The following is a 19,674-nucleotide window of genomic DNA, read 5'->3' as shown; positions in this document are numbered from 1 at the left end:
GTCCATTCACCTGGTGATCGTGTGGGATCGTCCGGCGCGGGTCTTGGCCAACAGGTCGATGATCTCGGCGGTGGTAGCGCTCTCGCCGAGCAGTGGGAAGATCCGTTCGATGCTGTTGCGATGCGCCTGCGCGTTCAGATCGGTCATGGCGTCGGTCGCCAGCGTGACGTTGTAGCCGTGCTCGTAGGCGGCGCGGGCGGTGGACTCCACGCCGATGCTGGTGGCGATCCCGGCCAGAACGACCTGTGTGACGCCGCGGCGGCGCAGCTGCAGGTCGAGGTCGGTGCCGTAGAAGGCGCCCCAGGCGCGCTTGGTCACGGTGATGTCGCCGGGGTGGCCGGTCAGGTCATCGACGATGACGTCCCAGTCCGCGGGCAGGGGGCCAGGTGGGCGCGGAATCTCGGTGCGTCCTGGAACGGCATCCGAGCCGTCCGCGCGGGCCGTGACCCGGACCAGGACGATCGGAGCGCTGTGGTCGCGAAAGGCGTCAGCCAGTTCGACCGCACGGGCCACCACCTCGGCGCCGGTGTAAGGGGTCGCGGGGCGGCCGACGATGGCGTTCTGCAGGTCGATCAGGACGAGTGCGGTCGTTGTGTCGATCGTGGTGACGGGCATGACTGAGCCCCTTTCCGGGATGCGGTGATGGGTTCAGGCGTCGAACTGAGCCCCGAACGCCGCTGGCGAGCGAGGTTCGGAGGAAGCCTTGTTCTCGGAGCTCAGTGCCGTGGAGCTCAGAGAACAAGGCCAGGCCGCGGTCATAGGGCCGGCTCAGGGTTGGGTGTCGAGCCACTCCTGGAAGGTCGGGCCGGCGAGCTTGGCGTGCGGGCTCGGCAGGAACCCGCCCTCGGCGGCGATCTCGGCATCCGGCATGCCCGAGCCGTCAACACCGACGACCTTGATGCCTCGGCGGGCGCCGAGGAGTGCGGCCGCCTCCGCCAAGATCTCCTTTCGGGGTCCGGCGATCTCGCAGATCGGCGTTCCTGGAGCCGGCTCGCCGGGGTCGAGGGCCAGTCCGACCAGTTCCTCGGCCAGGGCGCGGCAGGCCACGAGCTGGGTGGGCAGGGCCGGGATGTGGGCGACGTCGCCCTGCCGCCAGTCCAGAAGCTGACCGACGAACTCGTGGAACTGCGCGGCCCGCAGAATGCGGACAGGGAGCGGCCCGGACAGCAGGAGTTCCTCGTGCACCTTCTTGGCGGCGAGGAAACCGGCGGTGGCCTTGTCGACGCCGATGATGGACGCCACGGCTATCTGAGCGACTCCGGCCTTCTGACCGTACTCGTGCAGATTGCGGGCCGACGTGCGGAAGAACTCCGTCGCCCCCTCCTGCTCGGAGGCGTGCCACGAGGCGACGTCGATGATGACATCCACCTCGGTGAGCGCCTCGGCCAGGCCCTCACCGGTGATGATGTCCACGCCGGTGGCTCGGGACATCCGGACGACCTGGTGTCCCCTCTCAGCCAGGACGTCGACGACGTGGCGGCCCAGCCGCCCGGTCGCTCCCGCCACCGCGAACTTGGTGATGCTCATGCTTTAGGCCTCTTCTTACTCGCTGTAGTTCTGGCCGGGGGGCATGCCGGGGATCGGCTTGGCGATGAGAGCGGCGGGGGTGAAGAAGCCGATGTGGGCGATCGCCATGATGAGCGTCCAGAGCGCCTTGTCGTCGTAGTGCGCGGACGCCCTGGCGTACAGCTCGTCGGGAACGCGCTCCCCGGACGGGTTCGGGGACAGGACTGCCTCCACCAGCTCCAGCGCGACCCGTTCGGCGTCGGTGAAGTAGGTGGCGTCCCGCCAGGTCGCCACGGCGGTGATGCGCTCCTCTGATTCCCCTGCCTGGCGGAGGTTGCCGGTTTCCCTGATGGTGAAGTACGTGCTGCCGAGCAGCTGCCCGGCGCGCAGCTGCAGCAGGTGGACTGTGACCTGCGGGATCGAGCCGTTCTTGATGACCTTGTGCAAGCCTTCGGCGATTCCTGCCATCTCGGGGACGAACGGCAGGGGGTTGGGCATGCGCGACCGGAGGTCGGTCGTCGTGGGTGCAGACATGGCGGGGGCTTCCCTTCTCACACTCGGGTTCGTGGTGTCGCGCCGTACGGATCGTTCGCACGGCGTCCTGACGAACACCAGACGCCGGCCACCCGCCCCTCGTAACAGCGCTGTCATGTGACCTGGATCACCGATCGCAGCTGTTACAAAACGGTCCGGAGCGGCGTCTGGTGCGTGTGGTAGAGCTGAGTGCGGACAGGCAGGGGCCAGGCATGAGTGAGCGCGGCGAGCGAACAACGGACACACCGGGACCGCTCGACCGTGCCGACCGCGTGGACCCCGCCACCGAGGCGTTCGTCGCCCATCGCAACCTGCTGTTCACCGTCGCCTACGAGATGCTCGGCTCCGCCGCCGACGCCGAAGACGTCCTGCAGGAGACCTGGCTGCGATGGGTGGACGTCGATCTCGACACCGTGCGGGAGGAGCGTGCCTACCTGGTGCGGATCGTCACCCGACAGGCGCTGGACCGGCTGCGTGCGCTCGGCCGGCGTAAGGAGTCCTACGTCGGGCCGTGGCTGCCCGAGCCGTTGCTGACCGCGCCTGATGTGGCCGAGGACGTGGAGTTGGCCGACAGTGTCTCGATGGCGATGCTGCTGGTGCTGGAGACGCTCCAGCCGATTGAGCGGGCGGTGTTCGTCCTGCGCGAGGTCTTCGATCTGGACTACGACGAGATCGCAGAGGCCGTCGACAAGAGCCCGGCCGCGGTCCGTCAGATCGCCTATCGGGCACGGGCACACGTCGCCGCGCGCCGGCCCCGCGGCACCGGCTCCCCGGCCGAGCACCGAGCCGCCCTCCAGGCTTTCCAGCGAGCGGTCGAAACCGGCGAGCTGCAGAGCCTGCTCGACATCCTCGCGCCGGACGTCGTCGCCCTGAGCGACGGCGGCGGTGTCAAGCATGCCCTGCTGCGGCCCATTGTGGGGGCTGACAACGTTGCTCGCTTGCTGGCCGTCGGCTGGTGGAAACGCGACGCGGAAAGGTCGGTCGAGCTGGTGCAGATCAATGGCGGCCCGGGGCTGCTCGTCCGAGTCAACGGCGAGATCGACGGCGTGGTGGCGGTGCGAGTGGAGAACGGCTACGTCACCGGCGCCTACCACGTGCGCAATCCAGAGAAGCTGTCGCGTATTGAACAGCAGACCGCCGTGAGCCGCTGAGAACCGGTCAGTAGATCTGTCACCCGAGGAATCCTGGAGGCGCAGATCTTCGCGCACGGTCGCGGCCGGTGTCCGTCGTCGCGTTCCCCGGCCGGCCCGAACCGGCACCCGTCCGCTCGGCCCACGACCAGGTTGGGGAAGAGCGGATACCAGTGCGTCCGGGGCGCGGTTGGAGGTCAGGATCACGGAGCTTCGGATTCCACGCCGCCGCGCGGCTCCGCTCAATTCAATGAACCGCACGACTTGCTCAGCGCGTCCCCGATCACTGCCGCAGGGCGAGCGACGCCGCTCATGCCATCCAGGCGACCGGGCCCGCAAAGCCCCGCAAGGCGGCCTGAGAGGCTGGTGGGCGTGACAGTTGATGCGGTTGAGGAGTTCGAGCGGCACCGCTCGAAGCTGTTCGGGTTGGCCTATCGGACGGTGTTCGTCCTGCGAGAAGCCTTCGACTACAGCCATCGGGAGGTGGCCGAGGTCATCGACTCGTCGGAGGCGAACTCCCGGCAGCTGTACACCCGAGCTCGCCGGCGCCTGGCCGAGGCGCGTGGCGACTCCGATCGCCGGGTGGACCAGGCCTATCCCCGCGACCTGGTGGAGAGCTTCCTGGCAGCCGCGGAACAGGGGGACCTACCGGGGTTGGAGAAGGTGCTGGCCGAGGACGTGACCGTGTGGGTGGACGGTGGCGGCAGGGTCGGCGCTGCCCGGCGGCCCATCTCCGGCGTCTCCCAGGTGGCGCGCTACCTGGTGGGCTCGTTGAGCATCGCCGGTCAGGGGGTGAGGCTGTCGGCTACGGAGGTGAACGGTGCACTGGGGCTGCTGGCCCGGGACGGCGAGGAGCTGGTCGGCGTCGCCGTGGCGCAGTTCGCCGTGGGGAGCTGGGCGCTGTTGTTCCCCCGCTCGTTCTTCGACATTCCCTGGGTGGGGATGCGCATGCCCTACAACGCGCATCTGATGATGGACTACGGCGCGATGAGCCTGGCCACGTCGGTGGTGCTGGGCGTGAGCGTCTTCATCGTACGGCGGAGCATGGCCCGTACGGCACTCGCCGTGTACCTGGCGTTCGCCGCGCCGCACCTGGCGATCCACATCCAGTTGCTGCACCATCTCACGCCCGGCGAGCGCGTGCCGTTGCTGACCGCACTCACGGCGGCCGTCGTGATCCCGCTGGTACTGCTTACGCTGACCAGTCGGCTCGAAAAGGCGTAATCTCCACATTGTGGAGGTCTTGGGCCTGGGCCACCCCCACGCGACAACCATCACCGACACCACCCGGTACGGCAGCGCGACCGCGATGGCGTGGGATCGACTGCACCCACCCTGACCCACCGAGCCGCCTGGCGGGACTACCCGGCGACCTGGCCCATCATCGAAGGCACGGTCATCCGGCTCCAGGTCGACCACCCTGTGGCTGTGGTGGTCAGGCACCGACGCCGGCGAGCAGGATGTCGACCGGCTCTGGCAGGCGTTCCTGCGCCGCTTCGACCTGGAGAGCGGTTGTGGTATCCGTGAGGCAGCGCTCGGCACAAGCGCATACCTCCTGTGCGATGAGCTCCGGCGCCACGTGCCCGCTGCCCCCGGCCCACATGCCTGCCCTGGGGAGTGGGCCGTCGGGGTGGTCAGGTGGGGGCGGGGGTGGAGCGGACGGCGAGCTGGTCGAGGGAGATGCCGAGCACGTCGGCCAGGGCCGCGATCGTGAAGAACGCGGGTGTGGCGATCCGGCCGGTCTCGATCTTGCGGAGGGTCTCGGCGGACATGCCGGCCGCGGCGGCGACCTCGACGATGCTGCGTTCGCCGCGGGCTTGCCGCAGCATGTGGCCGAGCTGCTCGCCGCGGAGCCGCTCTTCGGGGGTCAGCGGAGGTCGCACCATGGCCTCATTCTATCCCTGGTATTCCAATACCGGTATTGTTATCTGCTCGCAGAGCGGTCCGTCATCGTGATCTTCAGCCGACTGGTTGATCGGCCTCCTGGTTGAGCGGCCCCGGGGTCGGGACGGCCAGGCAGTGGCGGGGTGTGCGACCTGAGGCGGGGAGGGCGGTCTTGAGGTGGGCGCCGGTCAGGCAGCCGGCGGCAGACCGGCCGGCGGTCGCGCGCCATCTCTCCCGGGATTCCCCCTGTTTTCCTGTACGGAGGCACTACGTACGTATGCCATCTACGTACCGATATAGGGGTTTGTCCCGTCTTGTTGCGTGAGGAGCGTCACACATGCTGGACACGTGCTCACACCACCGGGGGAAAGGATCGACGTGGGAGCCATGTGTCAGACTCAACCCTCCCAAGCCGACATGCCGCGGCAACCGTCCGCCTGGCGGCTCCCATCCTGGAACGGGCTCCTCGCCATGGGCAACGACCTGGCGATCCGCACAGGATGGACCGGCCAGGAACGCACGGTGTCCTGGACGTTGTCGGCGCGGCCCTCGGCCGTGCCCACCGCGCGCCGGCTTGTCACGGCCCGCCTGTCGGCCTGGCAGCTCGACACCCAGGCCGGCCCCGCGCAGCTGCTGGCCGCGCACCTGGTCGGCGAGGCGCTGCGCCACGGCGCCGAGAAGATCAAGGTGACGCTGTCGGCCGAGGACGACCTGCTGCGCTGCGAGGTCGACGAGCAGCGGCACGGCCACGACGTGGAAGAGCGCGACCTCACGCCGCTGGAGGAGCTTGCCTGCTGCTGGGGCGCCGCCGGCACCGTCGTCTGGTTCGAGCTCCGCGTCCGGCCCCACATCTGAACGCCCCACGCCGATCGAAGGAGTCACCGACTGTGCGCAGGATCCAGATCCGCCCGGCCAAGAAGCCGCGCACCGGCGGCCACGAGGCCGACCTGCGGACCCCGTCGGGACGGCGCCTGCCGTACTGACGCCCCCGCCCCTCCCCTACGACCCTCCTGCGACCCGCTGCGGCCTTCTGCGACATGGCCGGTTCCGGCCCCTGTGCCCCGCAGTAGACCGGAACCGGTGCCCGGCAGCCTCTACGGCTCGCCACCGCGGGCCTGCTCGCCGACCCAGACCGCGATCTGCGCCCGGGAGTTGAAGCCCAGCTTGGTCATGATGTGCTCGATGTGGCCCTCCGCGGTCCGCTGGGCGATCACCAGCGACGCCGCGATCTCCTTGTTCGTCAGGCCCCGGGCGACCAGCTGTGCGATCTCCCGCTCGCGGCGGGTCAGCGGCGCCCGCTCCTCCTTGCTCTCCTGCCTGGCCTCCGGGCAGGGCGGCTCCTCCTGCAGCGCGTAGGCGAGGGCCTCGTCGTGGCTCAGCCGCTCGCCCCGCCGCACGGCCGTGGCGAAGGCCGCCTCCCCCAGCGCCTCACGCGTGCGGGCCTCGCACTCGTCGTGGTAGCCGGCCAGATGCCCGTACCCCGACAGCGGCGCCCCTGCGCACGCCCACAGCGTGCGCAGGATGCCCAGCAGGCGGGCCGCCCGCTCGTAGTGCCCCTGCGCCGCGGCGATCCAGGCCAGCACCTCGGTGGTGATGCCGACGCCGAGGCAGTCGCCGAGCGAGCGATTGAACTCCAGGCTCTGCCGCTCCAGCTCCGTGGCCCGCTCCAGGTCGCCCTGACGCCACACCTCGACGCCCAGCGCCATCATCGTGTACGCCTTGTGCCAGCCCTCCCCGTGGGCGTCGCACACCGCCAGGCACTCCTCGGCCGCGGCGATGGCCGGCCCCGACTGGCCCAGGAAGGAACGCGCCAGCGACATGCGGATGAGCGACAGCGCCAGCCCCACCGGGTCCCCGGTGCGGCGGTGGCGGGCCAGCGCCCGTTCGTAGCATCCGATGGCGTCGCCGGTGCGGCCCTCCCACATGGCGATCATGCCGGAGAACAGGTCCGCGTAGCCGAGGATCGACTCGTCGCCCAGCCGCTCGCCGATGCCGCGGCACTCGTGCAGCCGGGCGGCCGCGGCGGGCACGTCCGCCTGGATGACCGCCAGCCAGGCGTCGGCCCACAGCGCGCGGCCGCGTACGTCGTCCGGTGAGGTGGCGGCGGCCAGCCCCCGCTCCAGCCAGCCGCGTCCCTCACCCAGGTAATAACTGGTGATCCAGTGATACAGCAGGTCGGTGGCCATGCTCAGCCCGGTGCGCGCGTCCGCGGGCGTCGCGAAGCAGCCGTCCAGGGCCAGGCGCAGGTTGGCGTGCTCCTGCTGCAGTCGCGTGAACCAGGCCACCTGTGCGGGCCCGAACATCTCCGCACGGGCGCGGGCGGCCAGATCGCGATAATAAGCGCGATGCCGCCGCCGCAGCTGCGACTCCTCGCCGCGGGCGGACAACCGCTCGCGGCCGTACTGGCGCAGCGTTTCCAGCATCCGGTAGCGGACGCCGTCCGGGTGGTCTTCTCGAATCAGCACGGACTTGTCCACCAGGCCGATCACCAGGTCGAGGACGTCCTCGCGGTCGATGCCGGTCCCGGAGCAGACCGTCTCGGCCCCCTCCAGGTCCAGGCTCCCGGCGAACACCGAGGCTCGATGCCATAGCAGCCGTTCCTCCTCCGAACATAGGGCGTGACTCCAGTCGATCAGGGCGCGCAGCGTCTGGTGGCGCGGCAGCACCGACCGCGACCCACCGGTCAGCAGGCGGAAGCGGTCGTCGAGACGGTCCAGCAGCTGCCGGGCCGACAGGGCGCGCAGCCGCACCGCGGCCAGCTCGATGCCCAGCGGCAGGCCGTCGAGGCGGCCGATGATGGCGGTGACGACGTCGCGGTTGTCCTCGGTGACGGCGAAGGAGGGCACCACGGCGCGGGCGCGCTCGGTGAACAGCTGCACCGCGTCCGCCTGCTGAAGCGCCTCCAGCGGCCGGGCGGTGTCGCCGTCGGGCACCGGCAGGGTCGGCACCGGGACCACGTGCTCGCTGGCGATGCCGAGCACGTGCCGGCTGGTGGCCAGGATGCGCAGGTCGGGTGCGGCGCGCAGCAGCGTGTCGGCCAGCACCGCGCATTCGCCGACCAGGTGCTCGCAGTTGTCGAGAATGACCAGCGCCTGCTTGTCGCGCAGGTGGTCGGTCAGCACCTTCAGCGGCGGCGCGGCGCTGTGGTCGCGGATCTGCAGGGCCTCGGCGACCGTCTCGGCCAGCATGCCGGGGCTTTCCAGCGCGGCCAGCTCGACCAGCCAGACGCCGTCACGGAAGGCGCGGCGCACCTCCTGGCCGACGCGCAGCGCCAGGCGGGTCTTGCCGACCCCGCCGACGCCGGTCAGCGTGACCGCCCTGGAGGCGGACAGCAGTTGCCTGACCTCGGCCACCTCCTGCCGACGCCCTACGAAGCTCGTCACCTCGGCCGGCAGGCCGCCCTCGAGCTGCCCCCGGGAGGAGCTGGTCGTCACCGTTGTCATGGTGCCTCGCGCGACGGCGGGCCGGGTCACCATGACGCCGCGGCCCCGTCGTCGCCCCCAGGTTATGTCCCGGCCGTTATCTGGGGACGTTCGCGTCAAAAACCCACAGGAAGATTTTTGCTTCGCATGACGCCGCCGCGACCCCGGCTTGACCTGGGAAGGGCGGGCGCGGCGCGGGCCCGGAGGGGTGGCCCGCGCCACGCCCGCGCGGCCCGCCGGCGCCGCAGGGGCGCGTGAGCAGGGGAATCTCACGCGTCCACGGCGCAGGTCGCCGGCAGCTCGAACCACACCGCCTTGCCGCGGCCGGTGCGGGTGCTGCCCCAGCCGGACGACAGCGCCACCACCAGGTGCAGGCCCCGCAAACCCTCGTCGTCGCCGCCGGCCCGGCGCCGGCACGGCAGGCGGGCGCAGGCGTCCTCGACCTCGCAGCGCAGCAGCCCGGCGGCGGCCGACACGCTGAGGTGCACCAGGCCGCGCGCGTGCGCGATCGCGTTCGTGACCAGTTCGCTCACCAGCAGTTCGGCGGAGTCGGCGGCGTGGCGCAGGTCCCAGTCGGCCAGCTGCGCCCGCAGGGCGTGACGGGCGCGCGGCACCGACAGGGGCTCGGGCGTGAACGTCCACGACACCCTCAGCCCGGCCGGTGGGGGAACGGCCGCGACGCTCACGCGGCGGCCCTGGCGAGCGCGGGCGGCCCCGGGACGACGCTGCGGCCGTCGGGCAGCAGCTCGCCGGTGTCGTCGAAGAAGACCACCCCGTTGCACAGCAGGCCCCATCCCTGCTCGGGGTGGTAGGCCACCAGGCGGGCGGCCTCGCGGCCGACGGCGTCGGCCGGCGGACAGGGAGGCAGATGCTGGCACATGACTCCGACCCCTTGTGATCGTCGGTGTTCCCCGCCCTTCGCGGGTCACAGCATCAGAGTGCCTCCGCCACCACCCCAAGAAAGAGGTGAAAAATCCCCATATAGGTACCTATGTCTTCTACGTAGGTAGCGGCCCACCCCGCCCCGGGATGAACCCCAAGCCCCTCACAGGGCCGCCCGCACCGGCCGCCGCAACACCGTCCGCGGACACGGATCGTCCAGCGCCGTCAGATACACCTCATGATGCAACCCGTTCGCCACCCGCCCACGCCCCGCCATGAACTCCTCCATCACCTTCAGCGACACCTGCTCCTCACTGAACGGCCCCTCGTGCACCAGCTCCACGCACTCCCCCTCCATGAACGTCACCACCTGCACCCGGTCCACCGCCGCCCCCGACGCCCGCACCGCCTCCCGCGCCCGCTCCAGCGCCCCCGCCTCCGACGCCCGCACCGCCGGCAGCAGCAGATGCCACCGCCACAACTCCCGCGGCACCTCCAGCCCGGGCCGCCCATCACCGACGCGACGGCGTACAAAGCGCCGATCGCCGCCACGTGCTCCTCACCCCCCGGCCCCCCATGCCCGTCACCCCCAGGCACGTCACCGGGCCGTACGACGCCAGAACAGGGATCACGACTCCTCCTCCACACAGATCATCAGATGAGTGACCAGCTGATCCGGCGGCGTGACCGCCGGATCCGACACATACACCTCGCGAATCGGACCCCGCACCGGATGACGCCGCTCGGCACACCAGGCCAGCACCGCATGCGCCGTCAACGAGACCTGGTCGTACGGGCCCACGTGCGTCGCACAAGCGAACCGGCCGCCGGGCAGCACCTCGACCTCCGCTCCGCCGCCCACCTCCCAGCCCGGCTCCTCCAGCACGAGCGCGACGGTCACCTCGACCCCCTCGCCCAGAACCACCGGGAACAACCCGATCAACCGCACCGGCGCCGCCACGCCGCAGCCCAGCAGCCGCGCCACGGCCGCCGACGTCGCCCGGCCCACATCCTCCGGCCCCGACGCCCGCTCCCGCACCACGGCCACCCGCCGCGCCGGCTCGCACACCAGCCGCACCGGAGCCGACGGCAACCCCTCCGCCATCACCCGCTCCAGCGCCGCCAGCGTCCGACGCCGCCGCGCCAGCTCCGCCTCCAGCCCGTCCCGCACCGCCTTCAGCGCATCCGGCGAACCCGTCAGCACCCGCCCCACCACCGGCAACGGCACGTCCAGCGACCGCAGCAACCCGATCGACAACGCCTCCCGCGCCTGCGCCGCCCGGTAATACCGATAGCCGCTCTCCGGATCCACGTACGCCGGCCGCAGCAACCCCAGCTCGTCGTAGTGCCGCAACTGCTTGACGCTCAACCGGCTCAGCCGGGCGAACTGCCCGATCGGCAGCAGATCTTCCTCCACGCCCCCCAGCATGGCCCCTCCCCCCATGGGAGAGTCCAGCCCGCTTGACCCTCACCCCACGTCAGCCTGCATCGTGGACCCCATGAGCTTCTCCGTAGGACAGGTCGCCAGGCTCGCCGGCATCACCGTACGCACCCTGCACCACTACGACGAGATCGGCCTGCTCACCCCCGGCGAACGCACCCACGCCGGCTACCGCCGCTACACCGACGCCGACCTCGTCCGCCTCCAGCAGATCCTCCTCTACCGCGAGCTCGGCTTCCCCCTCGAGGAGATCGCCGTCATCCTCGACGAACCCCACACCGACGAGCTCACCCACCTGCGCCGCCAGCACGAACTGCTCACCCGCCGCGCCCAGGACCTCGGCAAGGTCATCAACGCCGTCGAACGCCTCATCGACGCCCACACCCTCGGCATCGCCCTCACCCCCGAAGAACGCTTCGAGATCTTCGGCGACTTCCGCCCCGAAGACCACGACGCCGAAGTCGACCGCCGCTGGGGCCACACCAGCCAGTACGCCGAAAGCCGCCGCCGCGTCGCCTCCTACACCAAAGCCGACTGGCTCCAGCTCAAAGCCGAAGCCGCCGCACTCAACGACGACCTCGTCGCCGCCTACAAGGCCGGCCTGCCCGCCGACGGCGAGCACGCCATGGACCTCGCCGAACGCCACCGCGGCCACATCACCCGCTGGTTCTACGACTGCACCCCCCACATCCACCGGTGCCTCGGCGACCTCTACGTCGACGACCCCCGCTTCACCGCGACCTTCGACGCCCTCGCCCCCGGCCTGGCCCCCTACCTGCGCCAGGCCATCCACGCCAACGCCCGCCGCCACACCCCCCACTAACATGCCCTTGCAGGCATATAACCAGCCCGGTATATTCACGGGCATGCCCTTCGACGTGCTCGCCGAACCCGCCCGCCGGCACATCCTCGACCTCCTCCTCCAACGCCCCCGCCACGTCGCCGAACTCACCCGACACCTCGGCCTCACCCAGCCCGGCACCAGCAAACACCTGCGCGCCCTCCGCCAAGCCGGACTCGTCACCGTCCGCAAAGACGCCCAACGCCGCTGGTACGAACTCCAGCCCGCCCCCCTCGCCGAAATCGACGCCTGGCTCACCCCCTACCGCAAACTCTGGACCACCAGCCTCGACAAACTCGCCGACCACCTCGACACCATGGACGACACCCCATGAACGAAAACCTCACCCTCCACCCCGACGGCCGCACCACCATCCGCATGCAACGCCGCCTCCCCCACCCACCCGAAAAGGTCTGGCGCGCCATCACCCAGCCCGAACACCTCGCCGCCTGGTTCCCCGCCGAAGTCACCATCGACGGCGACCGCATCTCCTACGGCTTCGGCCCCGACGGCCGCATCACCCACAACGACCCACCCCACGTCTTCGCCCACACCTGGGGCGACGAACACCTCCGCTGGGAACTCGAGCCCGACGGCCCCACCGGCACCCTGCTCACCTTCAGCCACACCTTCAGCGACCGCCACGGCGCCGCCAGCTTCACCACCGGCTGGCACCACTGCATCCTCGCCCTGTTCGCCCACCTCGACGGCCGCACCTTCCCCTATGACCCCAGCGCCGCGGCCCGCCTCCACGACGACTACATCCACATCCTCGGCCTCGACCCCGTCACCGTCGACGGCGACACCCTCCGCCTCGAACGCCAGCTCACCCGCCCCGCCGACACCGTCTGGCACCACCTGCACGGCGACCAGGCCACCCCCGGCGACCCGCCGCCCGCCCCCTTCACCGCCACCGGGATCCACGCCGGCCCCGTCACCCGCGCCGAAACCGGCAAGCTCCTCGAATACGACACCCCGGGCGGCACGGTCCGCTGGGAACTGGCCGACGGCACCGGCCAGGGCGCCCGCCTCATCCTCACCCACACCGGCGGCTCTTCCGCCGTCGTCGCCTGGCGTGTGCGAGTGGAGGATTTGGCGTCCGAACTGCTGTCCCTTACAAAGTAGATCATTAAGTGGTGAGGCCCAGCGCGGCAGCCGTCACCGCCCGCGCCCGCCCGGGGGACATCAGCACATCCGTCGAATCCGACAGCTGATCCACACACCCCGCCACCGGCAACCCCCTGATCACCGGATCGGCCACCGACTCCATCAACGCCACGGCGAACCGATCCCCGCCGATCACCCGGAACGGCCGGTCGTGGAACCCCCGCACCCCCTCATCCAGCCGCCCGGCCAGCGCCACCCGGTTCTGCAGCGCCGCCACCCGCTCGTACGCCCCCGACAACCCCTCCTCCCGCGCCCGCCACGACCGCGCCGCCACCGCAGCCTCCAGGCACTCCCCCAGCTCCGCCGAACCCGGCAACCGCGCCAGCGCACTGCCCAGCCACTTCGCGTACGGCGGATAACGCCGCCGCAGCAGCAACGCCAGCCGCATCACCTCGCGCGCCAGCCGCGCCCCCACCACAGCCGAGCCCAGCTCATCGCCCACCTCGCCGCACCGGCCGGGAAACGGCTCGTCCTCCCCGATCCGCCGCCACTGACACGCCAGCACGTACCGCCACACGTCCTGCGGATACCACCTCAGCGCCGCCCTGGCCGCCTCCAGCCCGCCCGCGCCGTCATGGAACACCTCCCCGCCCGTCACCTCCGCCAGGCGCTGCCACGGCACCGACAGCCAATCCAGCAGCGACACCCCCGCCCGCGGATCGAACCCCAGCTGCTCCACCAGCCAGCCACCCAGATCCGCCACCCTCACCCCGGGCCGCACCTCGCCGTGGTAGCCGAACACCGTCGGCAGCCCCCGGAACCGCTCCGGCAGCCCCGCCGTCACCTTCGCCTCCACCTCGGCCACCTGCTCGGCCGCCACGAACACCAGCACCCGCGGCCCCCAGTCATGATCGGCCGAACGCGCCGTGTCGAACTCCAGCACCTCCGACCCCGGCCCGACCAACGCCGCACTGTGCGCAACCCGCGGCATCAACGGGGCCACGACCTCGTGGTAAAACGCCCGCGACAACTCAATACCAGGCACAAAATCGGACATCACGCCGTCAACTCTGCACCAGCGCCGCCCGAACCTCACCCCAATTTCGCCGCACCCCCGCCCCGGGAGGACGATCAGGCCGTCACCCGCGAGGCCAGCACCCGCCGGCGCCGGAACCCGATCCGCTCATACACCCTGATCGCCGCGGCGTTGTCGTCGTCGACCATCAACGCCGCCCGCCCGCGCGCCGCCACCAGCTCCCGCGACACCCACCGGCACACCCGCTCGGCCAGCCCCCGCCCCCGGAACCGCGCCCGCGTGGCCACCCCCGCCAGCAGCCCCACCGTCGGCGCCGACCACGCCTCCGCCGCCACCGCCGCCAACCGGCCCTCCACGCGCACGCCCGCCCACCGGCACACGCCCTCCAGCCCCGGCACCGCGTACGAATCCGGCGCCTCCGCCGCCAGCAACGCCGCCACCTCCGCCTCGGCGCCGCACCGCCAGCCGGTCACGCCGCGACACCCGCGCGCACCCGGCCACCACCGCATCCCCCGACGCCCACGCGCGCGCCCCGCCGCGCAGGCCCTGCGCCGCCCACATCACCAGATCGTCGTCCCCGCACGCGGCCCGCACCTCCCCGGCCGTGCGCAGCTCACGCATCACAAGATCGCGCCCGGCCGGTACGCCGCCGCCTCCGGATGCGCCGCCACGACCTCACCCACCTGCTGCGAGACCGCCTCCACCTGATCGGCCGCCGCCCCCGTGAACGACACCCGATCGGCCAGCAACCCCTCCAGCGCCGCCCGGTCCAGCGGGAACCGCTCATCACCGGCCAGCAGATCCAGCAACGCGTTCCCGGCACCCTCCGACCGCATCGCCAGCGCCGCCGCCACCGCATGCTCCTTGATCAGCTCATGCGCCTGCTCGCGGCCCATCCCCGCGCGCACCGCCGCCATCAGCATCTTCGTCGTGGCCAGGAACGGCAGATAGCGCCCCAGCTCCGCGGAGATCACCGCCGGATAGGCGCCGAACTCGTCCAGCACCGTCAGCATCGTCTCCACCAGCCCGTCGAAGGCGAAGAACGCATCCGGCAACGCCACCCGCCGCACCACCGAGCACGACACGTCGCCCTCGTTCCACTGATCGCCCGCCAGCTCCCCGGCCATCGACGCATACCCCCGCAACACCACGGCCAGGCCGTTGACCCGCTCACAGGAGCGGGTGTTCATCTTGTGCGGCATCGCCGACGACCCCACCTGCCCCGGCTGGAAGCCCTCGGTCACCAGCTCGTGCCCGGCCATCAGCCGGATCGTCTTGGCCAGCGACGACGGCGCCGCCGCCAGCTGCACCAGCGCCGTGACCACCTCGAAGTCCAGCGACCGCGGATAGACCTGCCCCACGCTGGTGAACCGGCGCGCGAACCCCAGATGCCCGGCCACCCGCCCCTCCAGCTCGGCCAGCCTGCCCCGGTCGCCGCCCAGCAGATCCAGCATGTCCTGAGCCGTGCCCACCGGACCCTTGATGCCGCGCAGCGGATAACGGCCGATCAGCTCCTCCAGCCGCCGGAAGGCCACCAGCAGCTCGTCGGCCGCCGTCGCGAACCGCTTGCCCAGCGTCGTCGCCTGCGCCGCCACGTTGTGCGAACGGCCGGCCACCACCGTCGCCTCATGCTCCTCCGCCAGGCTCGCCAGCCGCGCCAGCAACGCCACCACCCGGTCGCGCACCAGCAGCAGGCTGTCGCGGATCTGCAACTGCTCGACGTTCTCCGTCAGATCGCGCGAGGTCATGCCCTTGTGCACCTGCTCGTGCCCGGCCAGCGCGTTGAACTCCTCGATGCGCGCCTTGACGTCGTGCCGCGTGACGCGCTCCCGCGCCGCGATCGACTCCAGATCGACCTGCTCGACCACCTTCTCGTAGTCGGCGACCGCCTCCGGCGGCACGGCGACCCCCAGCTCGGCCTGCGCCCGCAACACCGCCAGCCACAACCGCCGCTCAGCGACGATCTTGTACTCGGGCGACCACAGACGGGCCAGCTCCGGCGAGGCATAGCGGGCGGCCAGGACATTCGGGATACGCGGCTTCGACGTCACGTCGGACAAGTTTATGCACCCGCCCGGGCCCGCACGGCACCAGGCCGTACGCGCCCGGCAGGCTCCTGACCTTCGTCGACGGTTTTCGGCCGGTCATGGTGATCAGTCCATAGACCGAGCACCTTTACATTGTAGATTTCTAGGCCAGCCGCGACAGCACCTCCGGCAGCTCGCCCTCGTAGGCCACCGTCAGCCGCCGCGTCGCCCGCGTCACCGCCACGTACAGGTCCCGCCCGCCCATCGGCGACTGCGCCAGGATCCCCGCCGGATCCACCACCACGACCGCGTCGAACTCCAGCCCCTTGGACTGCCCCACCGTCAGCACCGCCACCGCCGCGTCCAGGTCCCCGCCCGGGAACAGCCGCGCCGCCTCCGCGTGCCGCGCGTCCGAGGTGACCACGCCCACCCGGCCCTCGCCGATCTCGGCCAGCTCCTCCTCCACCAGCGCCGGCAGCCCCGCCACCGGCACCCGCACCGCCCGCGGCCGCGACTCGCCCGACCGCACCGACTCCGGCGGCTCCTGCCCCGGATCGAAGGCCCGCAGCACGTCCGCCGCCACCTCCATGATCTCCACCGGCGTGCGGTAGTTGACCATCAGGTGCTCCACCCGCCAGCGGCCCTCCAGGTACGGGTCCAGCACCTCGCCCCACGAACGCGCCCCCGCCGCCGACCCGGTCTGCGCGATGTCGCCCACCACCGTCAGCGACTTGGCCGGCACCCGCCGCATCACCGTCCGCCACGCCATCGCCGACAGCTCCTGCGCCTCGTCCACGATCACGTGACCGTACGCCCAGCTCCGGTCGGCCGCCGCCCGGTCGGCCGTGGTCAGCTCCGCCCCGTCGTCGGCGTGCCGCCCGGCCAGCACGTCGGCCCGCGCGAAGATGCCCTCCTCGGCCACACCGGTCGACTGCAGCACCTCGCCCGCGTACAGCAGCCGCCCGGCCTCCTCCTCCCGCGCCCGCCGGGCCGCCGCCCGCCGCGCCGAGTCGTCCTCGCCCAGCAGCTCGGCCGCCTCGTCCAGCAGCGGCACGTCCCCCATCGTCCACGGCGCGTCCGCCGCCCGCACCAGCGCCCGCCAGTCCAGGCCCGGCGGCGCCACCGACCACAGCGTCTCCGGCTCCGACAACAGCTCGCCGACCAGCCGCTGCGGCGTCAGCTCCGGCCACAGGTCGTCGATCGCCCGCCGCACCGGCGGCTCGTCCCACAGCCGCTGCGAGGCCAGCTCCAGGTCCAGCTCGTCCAGGTCGCCCTCCAGGTCGAGGGGCTCGGCCAGCTCGGGATCGACCTCGGCCAGCTCCTCGATGTGCAGCGACTCCTCCAGTGCCCGCGCCTCGGCCCGGGCCAGCTCCTTGAGCATCTCGGTGACGTACAGCTTGCGCGCCATGTTGTGCGGCAGCCGCACCGCCCGCGCCCGGTCGCGCAGCGCCACGCACACCGCGTGCGGCACCCGCAGGCGCAGCCCGTCCAGCTCCACCACCAGATCGCCCTCCGGCGCCCGCTGACGCAGCTCCAGCGCGCGGGCCACCACCTCGGCCATCCGCAGGTCGCCCTTGGCCACGGCAGCGTCCGGCGCGTCGGCCGCGTTCGCCCGCACCCCCGGGAACATCTCCCCGACCGTCGTCATCACCACCTGCGTCTCCCCCAGCGACGGCAGCACCTGGCCGATGTAGCGCAGGAACATCGCGTTCGGGCCCACCACGAGCACGCCGCGCCGCTCCAGCGTGTCGCGGTGGGTGTACAGCAGGTACGCCGCCCGGTGCAGCGCCGCCACCGTCTTGCCGGTGCCCGGGCCGCCCTGCACCACCAGCGCCCCCTGCAGCCCGGCGCGGATCACCCGGTCCTGCTCGGTCTGGATGGTGGCCACCACGTCGCCCATCCGGCCCGTCCGGCCCCGGCGCAACGCCGCCAGCAGCGCCGCCTCCCCCACCAGCGTGCGCCGGTCGCCCTCGCTCATCCCGTCGAGGTCGAACACCTCGTCGTCGATGCCCACCACCATCCGGTCACGCAGATGCAGGTGCCTGCGGCGCACCAGCCCGCGCGGATCGGTGGCCGTGGCCACGTAGAACGGCCGCGCCGCCGGCGCCCGCCAGTCGATGAGCACCGCCTCGTGCCGCTCGTCCCGCAGGCCGATCCTGCCGATGTAGACGCTGCCGCCCGAGGCGTCGTCGACGCGGCCGAAACACAGGCCCCGCTCGACCGCGTCGAGCTGCGTCAGCCGCCGCGCCTGCTCCGAGGCCAGCGCCTCGCGCTCGACCATCGCCTGCCGGGTACCGCCGCCCCGGCCGTACACCTCGCGCAACGCCGCCTGCGCCCGCTCCCTGGCGAGGTCGAGCAGGCCGTACAGCCAGGTCACATGACGCTGCTCGTTGTCAAGGGCTTCCGCGAGACCATCTTGACGATTAGCCATCGAGTGGTATACTCCTAACCGGAGGTTTGTGGAGCTCGTTTCAATTGTGTGGAGTGTTCGAGCTTACTCCGCGCCTGCGCCCGCGCGCAAACACCTGGAGCGTTCCTACTCGCGCAGCATGCCCGCCGGCACCGGGATCTCCGGGAACGGATTGTCCGGCAGCAGCACCACCCGCCGCGCCCGCTCCGCCCGTAACGCGGCCTCCAGATGCAGCAGCGCCGCGCCGATCCCCGCCGCCCCCGCCATGTAGCCCGTGTCGGCGCTCACCTCGCCCGGGCGCAGCCGCCGGTAGGCCTGGTACCAGCGCAGGCCCCCGCCTCCGTCGCCGCTGGCCCGGCCCGCCAGCTCCACGCCCAGCACCAGCGCGAAATCCAGGTACGCCCGCCGCGCCGTGACCGCCCACAACCCCGCGAACAGCTCCACCAGCCCCGCCAGCCCGCAGCACTGGCAGGCGGTGTCCCACAGCCCCGGCACCCGCCGCCGCGGCACCCCGCTGGCCATCACCCCTGCCGCCAGCCGCTCGGCCCACTCCAGGTCGCCGGGATCGCCCGCCACCCGGTACAGCTCGTAGAACATCCGCGCCACCCCGGCCGAGCCCGAGCAGAACCCCAGATAGTGCAGCCCCCGCCCCTGCGGCAGGTGATGCGGCACCAGCGCCGACCCGCCGCTCACCACGCTGACCGCGCGCACGAACGCCGCCCCACGGCGCGCCGCCGCCAGGAACCGCTCCTGCCCCGTCACCCCGTACAGGCGCGCCAGCACGTACGCCGTCCCCGCCGTGCCCGCCAGGAACCCCGGCGTCACCGCGTCGGCCGGCAACCCCGGACAGTCGCCGAACCGATGCCCCGGCACCGCCAGCCGCGCCGCCCGCGCCCCCGCCTCGGCCGCCAGCTCCGCGTACGCCGGCACGCCCAGCATCGCCGACGCCCGCAGCAGCGCCAGCACCACTCCCCCGTCGCCGCGCAGCGCCGGATCACCCGACCAGCCCGCCCCGCCCTCCAGCCGCCGCGCCGAGCGCGCCACCCGGTCCATCGCCGCCGCGGCCGCCTCCTCCGCCACGCCGTCCCCCAGCACCCACCCGGCCTCGCACAACGCCGCCGCGATGCCGCTCAGCCCGTGGTGGAACGTCACGTCCGCCACCTCCCGCCAGGCCGAGACCAGGTAGCGGCAGCCCGCCCGGGCGTCACGCAGGTATTCCTCCTCGCCCGTGGCCGCCGCCAGCTCCAGGAAGAACAGCACGATGCCGGGGGCGCCCGCGTACAGGGAGGCCGGCCCGGGGGCCAGCGCCGACCTGCCGCCCGCGTCGGGGTTGGCCAGCCAGCCCCCGTCGCCGGCGGCCGCGGCCCTGATCCAGCGCGCCGCACCGGCCGCGACCCGCAGCAGGCCGTCCGCACGCTCACCCGCCGAACGGGACGGATCCACGCTCATGGCAC

20 protein-coding genes are annotated in these 19,674 nt (G+C 72.0%); 6 read left to right on the top strand and 14 right to left on the bottom strand.

Features of this window, described 5'->3' with window-relative positions; all coding sequences use genetic code 11:
- Positions 1 to 6 precede the first annotated feature (6 nt).
- From ID574_RS51175 to ID574_RS51165, 3 genes are all read right to left on the bottom strand, one after another.
- Positions 7 to 615, bottom strand: a complete 609-nt coding sequence (locus tag ID574_RS51175; protein ID WP_188196352.1) for a hydrolase — start codon at positions 613 to 615, stop codon at positions 7 to 9.
- A 153-nt stretch (positions 616 to 768) separates the two neighbouring features.
- Entirely contained in the window at positions 769 to 1,527 is a 759-nt protein-coding gene (locus tag ID574_RS51170) for an SDR family oxidoreductase (protein ID WP_188196351.1), read from the bottom strand.
- A 15-nt stretch (positions 1,528 to 1,542) separates the two neighbouring features.
- On the bottom strand, positions 1,543 to 2,040 hold the full coding sequence (locus ID574_RS51165) for a carboxymuconolactone decarboxylase family protein (RefSeq protein WP_188196350.1): 498 nt from the start codon (positions 2,038 to 2,040) through the stop codon (positions 1,543 to 1,545).
- Between the two features lie 212 nt (positions 2,041 to 2,252).
- On the opposite strand from ID574_RS51165, the gene ID574_RS51160 reads away from it, so the two are divergent.
- Together ID574_RS51160 and ID574_RS61050 are read left to right on the top strand one after the other, a co-directional pair.
- Positions 2,253 to 3,191 (top strand): RNA polymerase sigma-70 factor, encoded by a 939-nt coding sequence (locus tag ID574_RS51160; RefSeq protein WP_188196349.1) that lies wholly within the window; start codon positions 2,253 to 2,255, stop codon positions 3,189 to 3,191.
- A gap of 351 nt (positions 3,192 to 3,542) precedes the next feature.
- Entirely contained in the window at positions 3,543 to 4,394 is an 852-nt protein-coding gene (locus ID574_RS61050) for a sigma factor-like helix-turn-helix DNA-binding protein (RefSeq protein ID WP_223167937.1), read from the top strand.
- A 410-nt stretch (positions 4,395 to 4,804) separates the two neighbouring features.
- On the opposite strand, the gene ID574_RS51150 is transcribed toward ID574_RS61050, so the two are convergent.
- On the bottom strand, positions 4,805 to 5,056 hold the full coding sequence (locus tag ID574_RS51150) for a helix-turn-helix domain-containing protein (RefSeq protein WP_188196348.1): 252 nt from the start codon (positions 5,054 to 5,056) through the stop codon (positions 4,805 to 4,807).
- Between the two features lie 415 nt (positions 5,057 to 5,471).
- Between ID574_RS51150 and ID574_RS51145 the strand changes: the two genes are divergently transcribed.
- The gene (locus ID574_RS51145) at positions 5,472 to 5,909 is read left to right on the top strand and encodes a hypothetical protein (RefSeq protein WP_188196347.1); all 438 of its coding nucleotides are present in this window, start codon (positions 5,472 to 5,474) and stop codon (positions 5,907 to 5,909) included.
- A 239-nt stretch (positions 5,910 to 6,148) separates the two neighbouring features.
- Here the strand turns inward: ID574_RS51145 and ID574_RS51140 are convergent, their stop codons facing one another.
- From ID574_RS51140 to ID574_RS62110, 5 genes are all read right to left on the bottom strand, one after another.
- Positions 6,149 to 8,497, bottom strand: coding sequence for an ATP-binding protein (locus tag ID574_RS51140; protein WP_188196346.1), 2,349 nt, complete (start codon positions 8,495 to 8,497; stop codon positions 6,149 to 6,151).
- Between the two features lie 248 nt (positions 8,498 to 8,745).
- Positions 8,746 to 9,162, bottom strand: a complete 417-nt coding sequence (locus ID574_RS51135) for an ATP-binding protein (protein ID WP_188196345.1) — start codon at positions 9,160 to 9,162, stop codon at positions 8,746 to 8,748.
- Positions 9,159 to 9,356 (bottom strand): DUF5999 family protein, encoded by a 198-nt coding sequence (locus ID574_RS51130; RefSeq protein WP_188196344.1) that lies wholly within the window; start codon positions 9,354 to 9,356, stop codon positions 9,159 to 9,161. The genes ID574_RS51135 and ID574_RS51130 overlap by 4 nt, the downstream gene beginning before the upstream one ends.
- A gap of 165 nt (positions 9,357 to 9,521) precedes the next feature.
- Positions 9,522 to 9,839 carry a hypothetical protein gene (locus ID574_RS51125; RefSeq protein ID WP_188196343.1) on the bottom strand — a complete coding sequence of 106 codons (318 nt, stop codon included), beginning with the start codon at positions 9,837 to 9,839 and terminating at the stop codon, positions 9,522 to 9,524.
- A gap of 147 nt (positions 9,840 to 9,986) precedes the next feature.
- The gene (locus ID574_RS62110; RefSeq protein ID WP_262496164.1) at positions 9,987 to 10,775 is read right to left on the bottom strand and encodes a MerR family transcriptional regulator; all 789 of its coding nucleotides are present in this window, start codon (positions 10,773 to 10,775) and stop codon (positions 9,987 to 9,989) included.
- 82 nt (positions 10,776 to 10,857) lie between these two features.
- On the opposite strand from ID574_RS62110, the gene ID574_RS51115 reads away from it, so the two are divergent.
- From ID574_RS51115 to ID574_RS51105, 3 genes are read left to right on the top strand one after another with little or no spacing between them, the layout of a single operon-like run.
- Positions 10,858 to 11,622 (top strand): MerR family transcriptional regulator, encoded by a 765-nt coding sequence (locus ID574_RS51115; RefSeq protein ID WP_188196341.1) that lies wholly within the window; start codon positions 10,858 to 10,860, stop codon positions 11,620 to 11,622.
- 43 nt (positions 11,623 to 11,665) lie between these two features.
- Entirely contained in the window at positions 11,666 to 11,974 is a 309-nt protein-coding gene (locus ID574_RS51110; protein WP_188196340.1) for an ArsR/SmtB family transcription factor, read from the top strand.
- Entirely contained in the window at positions 11,971 to 12,765 is a 795-nt protein-coding gene (locus ID574_RS51105; protein WP_188196339.1) for an SRPBCC family protein, read from the top strand. The genes ID574_RS51110 and ID574_RS51105 overlap by 4 nt, the downstream gene beginning before the upstream one ends.
- Positions 12,766 to 12,769: 4 nt before the next feature.
- On the opposite strand, the gene ID574_RS51100 is transcribed toward ID574_RS51105, so the two are convergent.
- The 5 genes from ID574_RS51100 to ID574_RS51080 all read right to left on the bottom strand — a co-directional run bounded on the left by ID574_RS51100 (position 12,770) and on the right by ID574_RS51080 (position 19,669).
- Entirely contained in the window at positions 12,770 to 13,750 is a 981-nt protein-coding gene (locus tag ID574_RS51100) for a DUF4037 domain-containing protein (protein ID WP_223167936.1), read from the bottom strand.
- Positions 13,751 to 13,878: 128 nt separating this feature from the next.
- Positions 13,879 to 14,256, bottom strand: coding sequence for a GNAT family N-acetyltransferase (locus tag ID574_RS51095; RefSeq protein ID WP_223167935.1), 378 nt, complete (start codon positions 14,254 to 14,256; stop codon positions 13,879 to 13,881).
- 147 nt (positions 14,257 to 14,403) lie between these two features.
- Positions 14,404 to 15,834 carry an adenylosuccinate lyase gene (gene purB, locus ID574_RS51090; RefSeq protein ID WP_188196338.1) on the bottom strand — a complete coding sequence of 477 codons (1,431 nt, stop codon included), beginning with the start codon at positions 15,832 to 15,834 and terminating at the stop codon, positions 14,404 to 14,406.
- A gap of 139 nt (positions 15,835 to 15,973) precedes the next feature.
- Complete coding sequence (locus tag ID574_RS51085) at positions 15,974 to 18,241, bottom strand: HelD family protein (RefSeq protein WP_188196337.1); 2,268 nt, start codon at positions 18,239 to 18,241, stop codon at positions 15,974 to 15,976.
- A gap of 105 nt (positions 18,242 to 18,346) precedes the next feature.
- On the bottom strand, positions 18,347 to 19,669 hold the full coding sequence (locus ID574_RS51080; RefSeq protein ID WP_188196336.1) for a lanthionine synthetase LanC family protein: 1,323 nt from the start codon (positions 19,667 to 19,669) through the stop codon (positions 18,347 to 18,349).
- Positions 19,670 to 19,674: the final 5 nt, after the last annotated feature.

The organism is Nonomuraea sp. SYSU D8015 (genome assembly GCF_008065375.1).
GTDB lineage: Bacteria > Actinomycetota > Actinomycetes > Streptosporangiales > Streptosporangiaceae > Nonomuraea.
This window is presented reverse-complemented; position numbering and strand designations above follow the sequence as displayed.

Coding starts and splice junctions, on each gene's coding strand:
- ID574_RS51175 (WP_188196352.1), bottom strand. CDS start 615: ATGCCCGTCACCACGATCGACACAACGACCGCACTCGTCCTGATCGAC.
- ID574_RS51170 (WP_188196351.1), bottom strand. CDS start 1,527: ATGAGCATCACCAAGTTCGCGGTGGCGGGAGCGACCGGGCGGCTGGGC.
- ID574_RS51165 (WP_188196350.1), bottom strand. CDS start 2,040: ATGTCTGCACCCACGACGACCGACCTCCGGTCGCGCATGCCCAACCCC.
- ID574_RS51160 (WP_188196349.1), top strand. CDS start 2,253: ATGAGTGAGCGCGGCGAGCGAACAACGGACACACCGGGACCGCTCGAC.
- ID574_RS51150 (WP_188196348.1), bottom strand. CDS start 5,056: ATGGTGCGACCTCCGCTGACCCCCGAAGAGCGGCTCCGCGGCGAGCAG.
- ID574_RS51145 (WP_188196347.1), top strand. CDS start 5,472: ATGCCGCGGCAACCGTCCGCCTGGCGGCTCCCATCCTGGAACGGGCTC.
- ID574_RS51140 (WP_188196346.1), bottom strand. CDS start 8,497: ATGACAACGGTGACGACCAGCTCCTCCCGGGGGCAGCTCGAGGGCGGC.
- ID574_RS51130 (WP_188196344.1), bottom strand. CDS start 9,356: ATGTGCCAGCATCTGCCTCCCTGTCCGCCGGCCGACGCCGTCGGCCGC.
- ID574_RS51115 (WP_188196341.1), top strand. CDS start 10,858: ATGAGCTTCTCCGTAGGACAGGTCGCCAGGCTCGCCGGCATCACCGTA.
- ID574_RS51110 (WP_188196340.1), top strand. CDS start 11,666: ATGCCCTTCGACGTGCTCGCCGAACCCGCCCGCCGGCACATCCTCGAC.
- ID574_RS51105 (WP_188196339.1), top strand. CDS start 11,971: ATGAACGAAAACCTCACCCTCCACCCCGACGGCCGCACCACCATCCGC.
- ID574_RS51085 (WP_188196337.1), bottom strand. CDS start 18,241: ATGGCTAATCGTCAAGATGGTCTCGCGGAAGCCCTTGACAACGAGCAG.
- ID574_RS51080 (WP_188196336.1), bottom strand. CDS start 19,669: ATGAGCGTGGATCCGTCCCGTTCGGCGGGTGAGCGTGCGGACGGCCTG.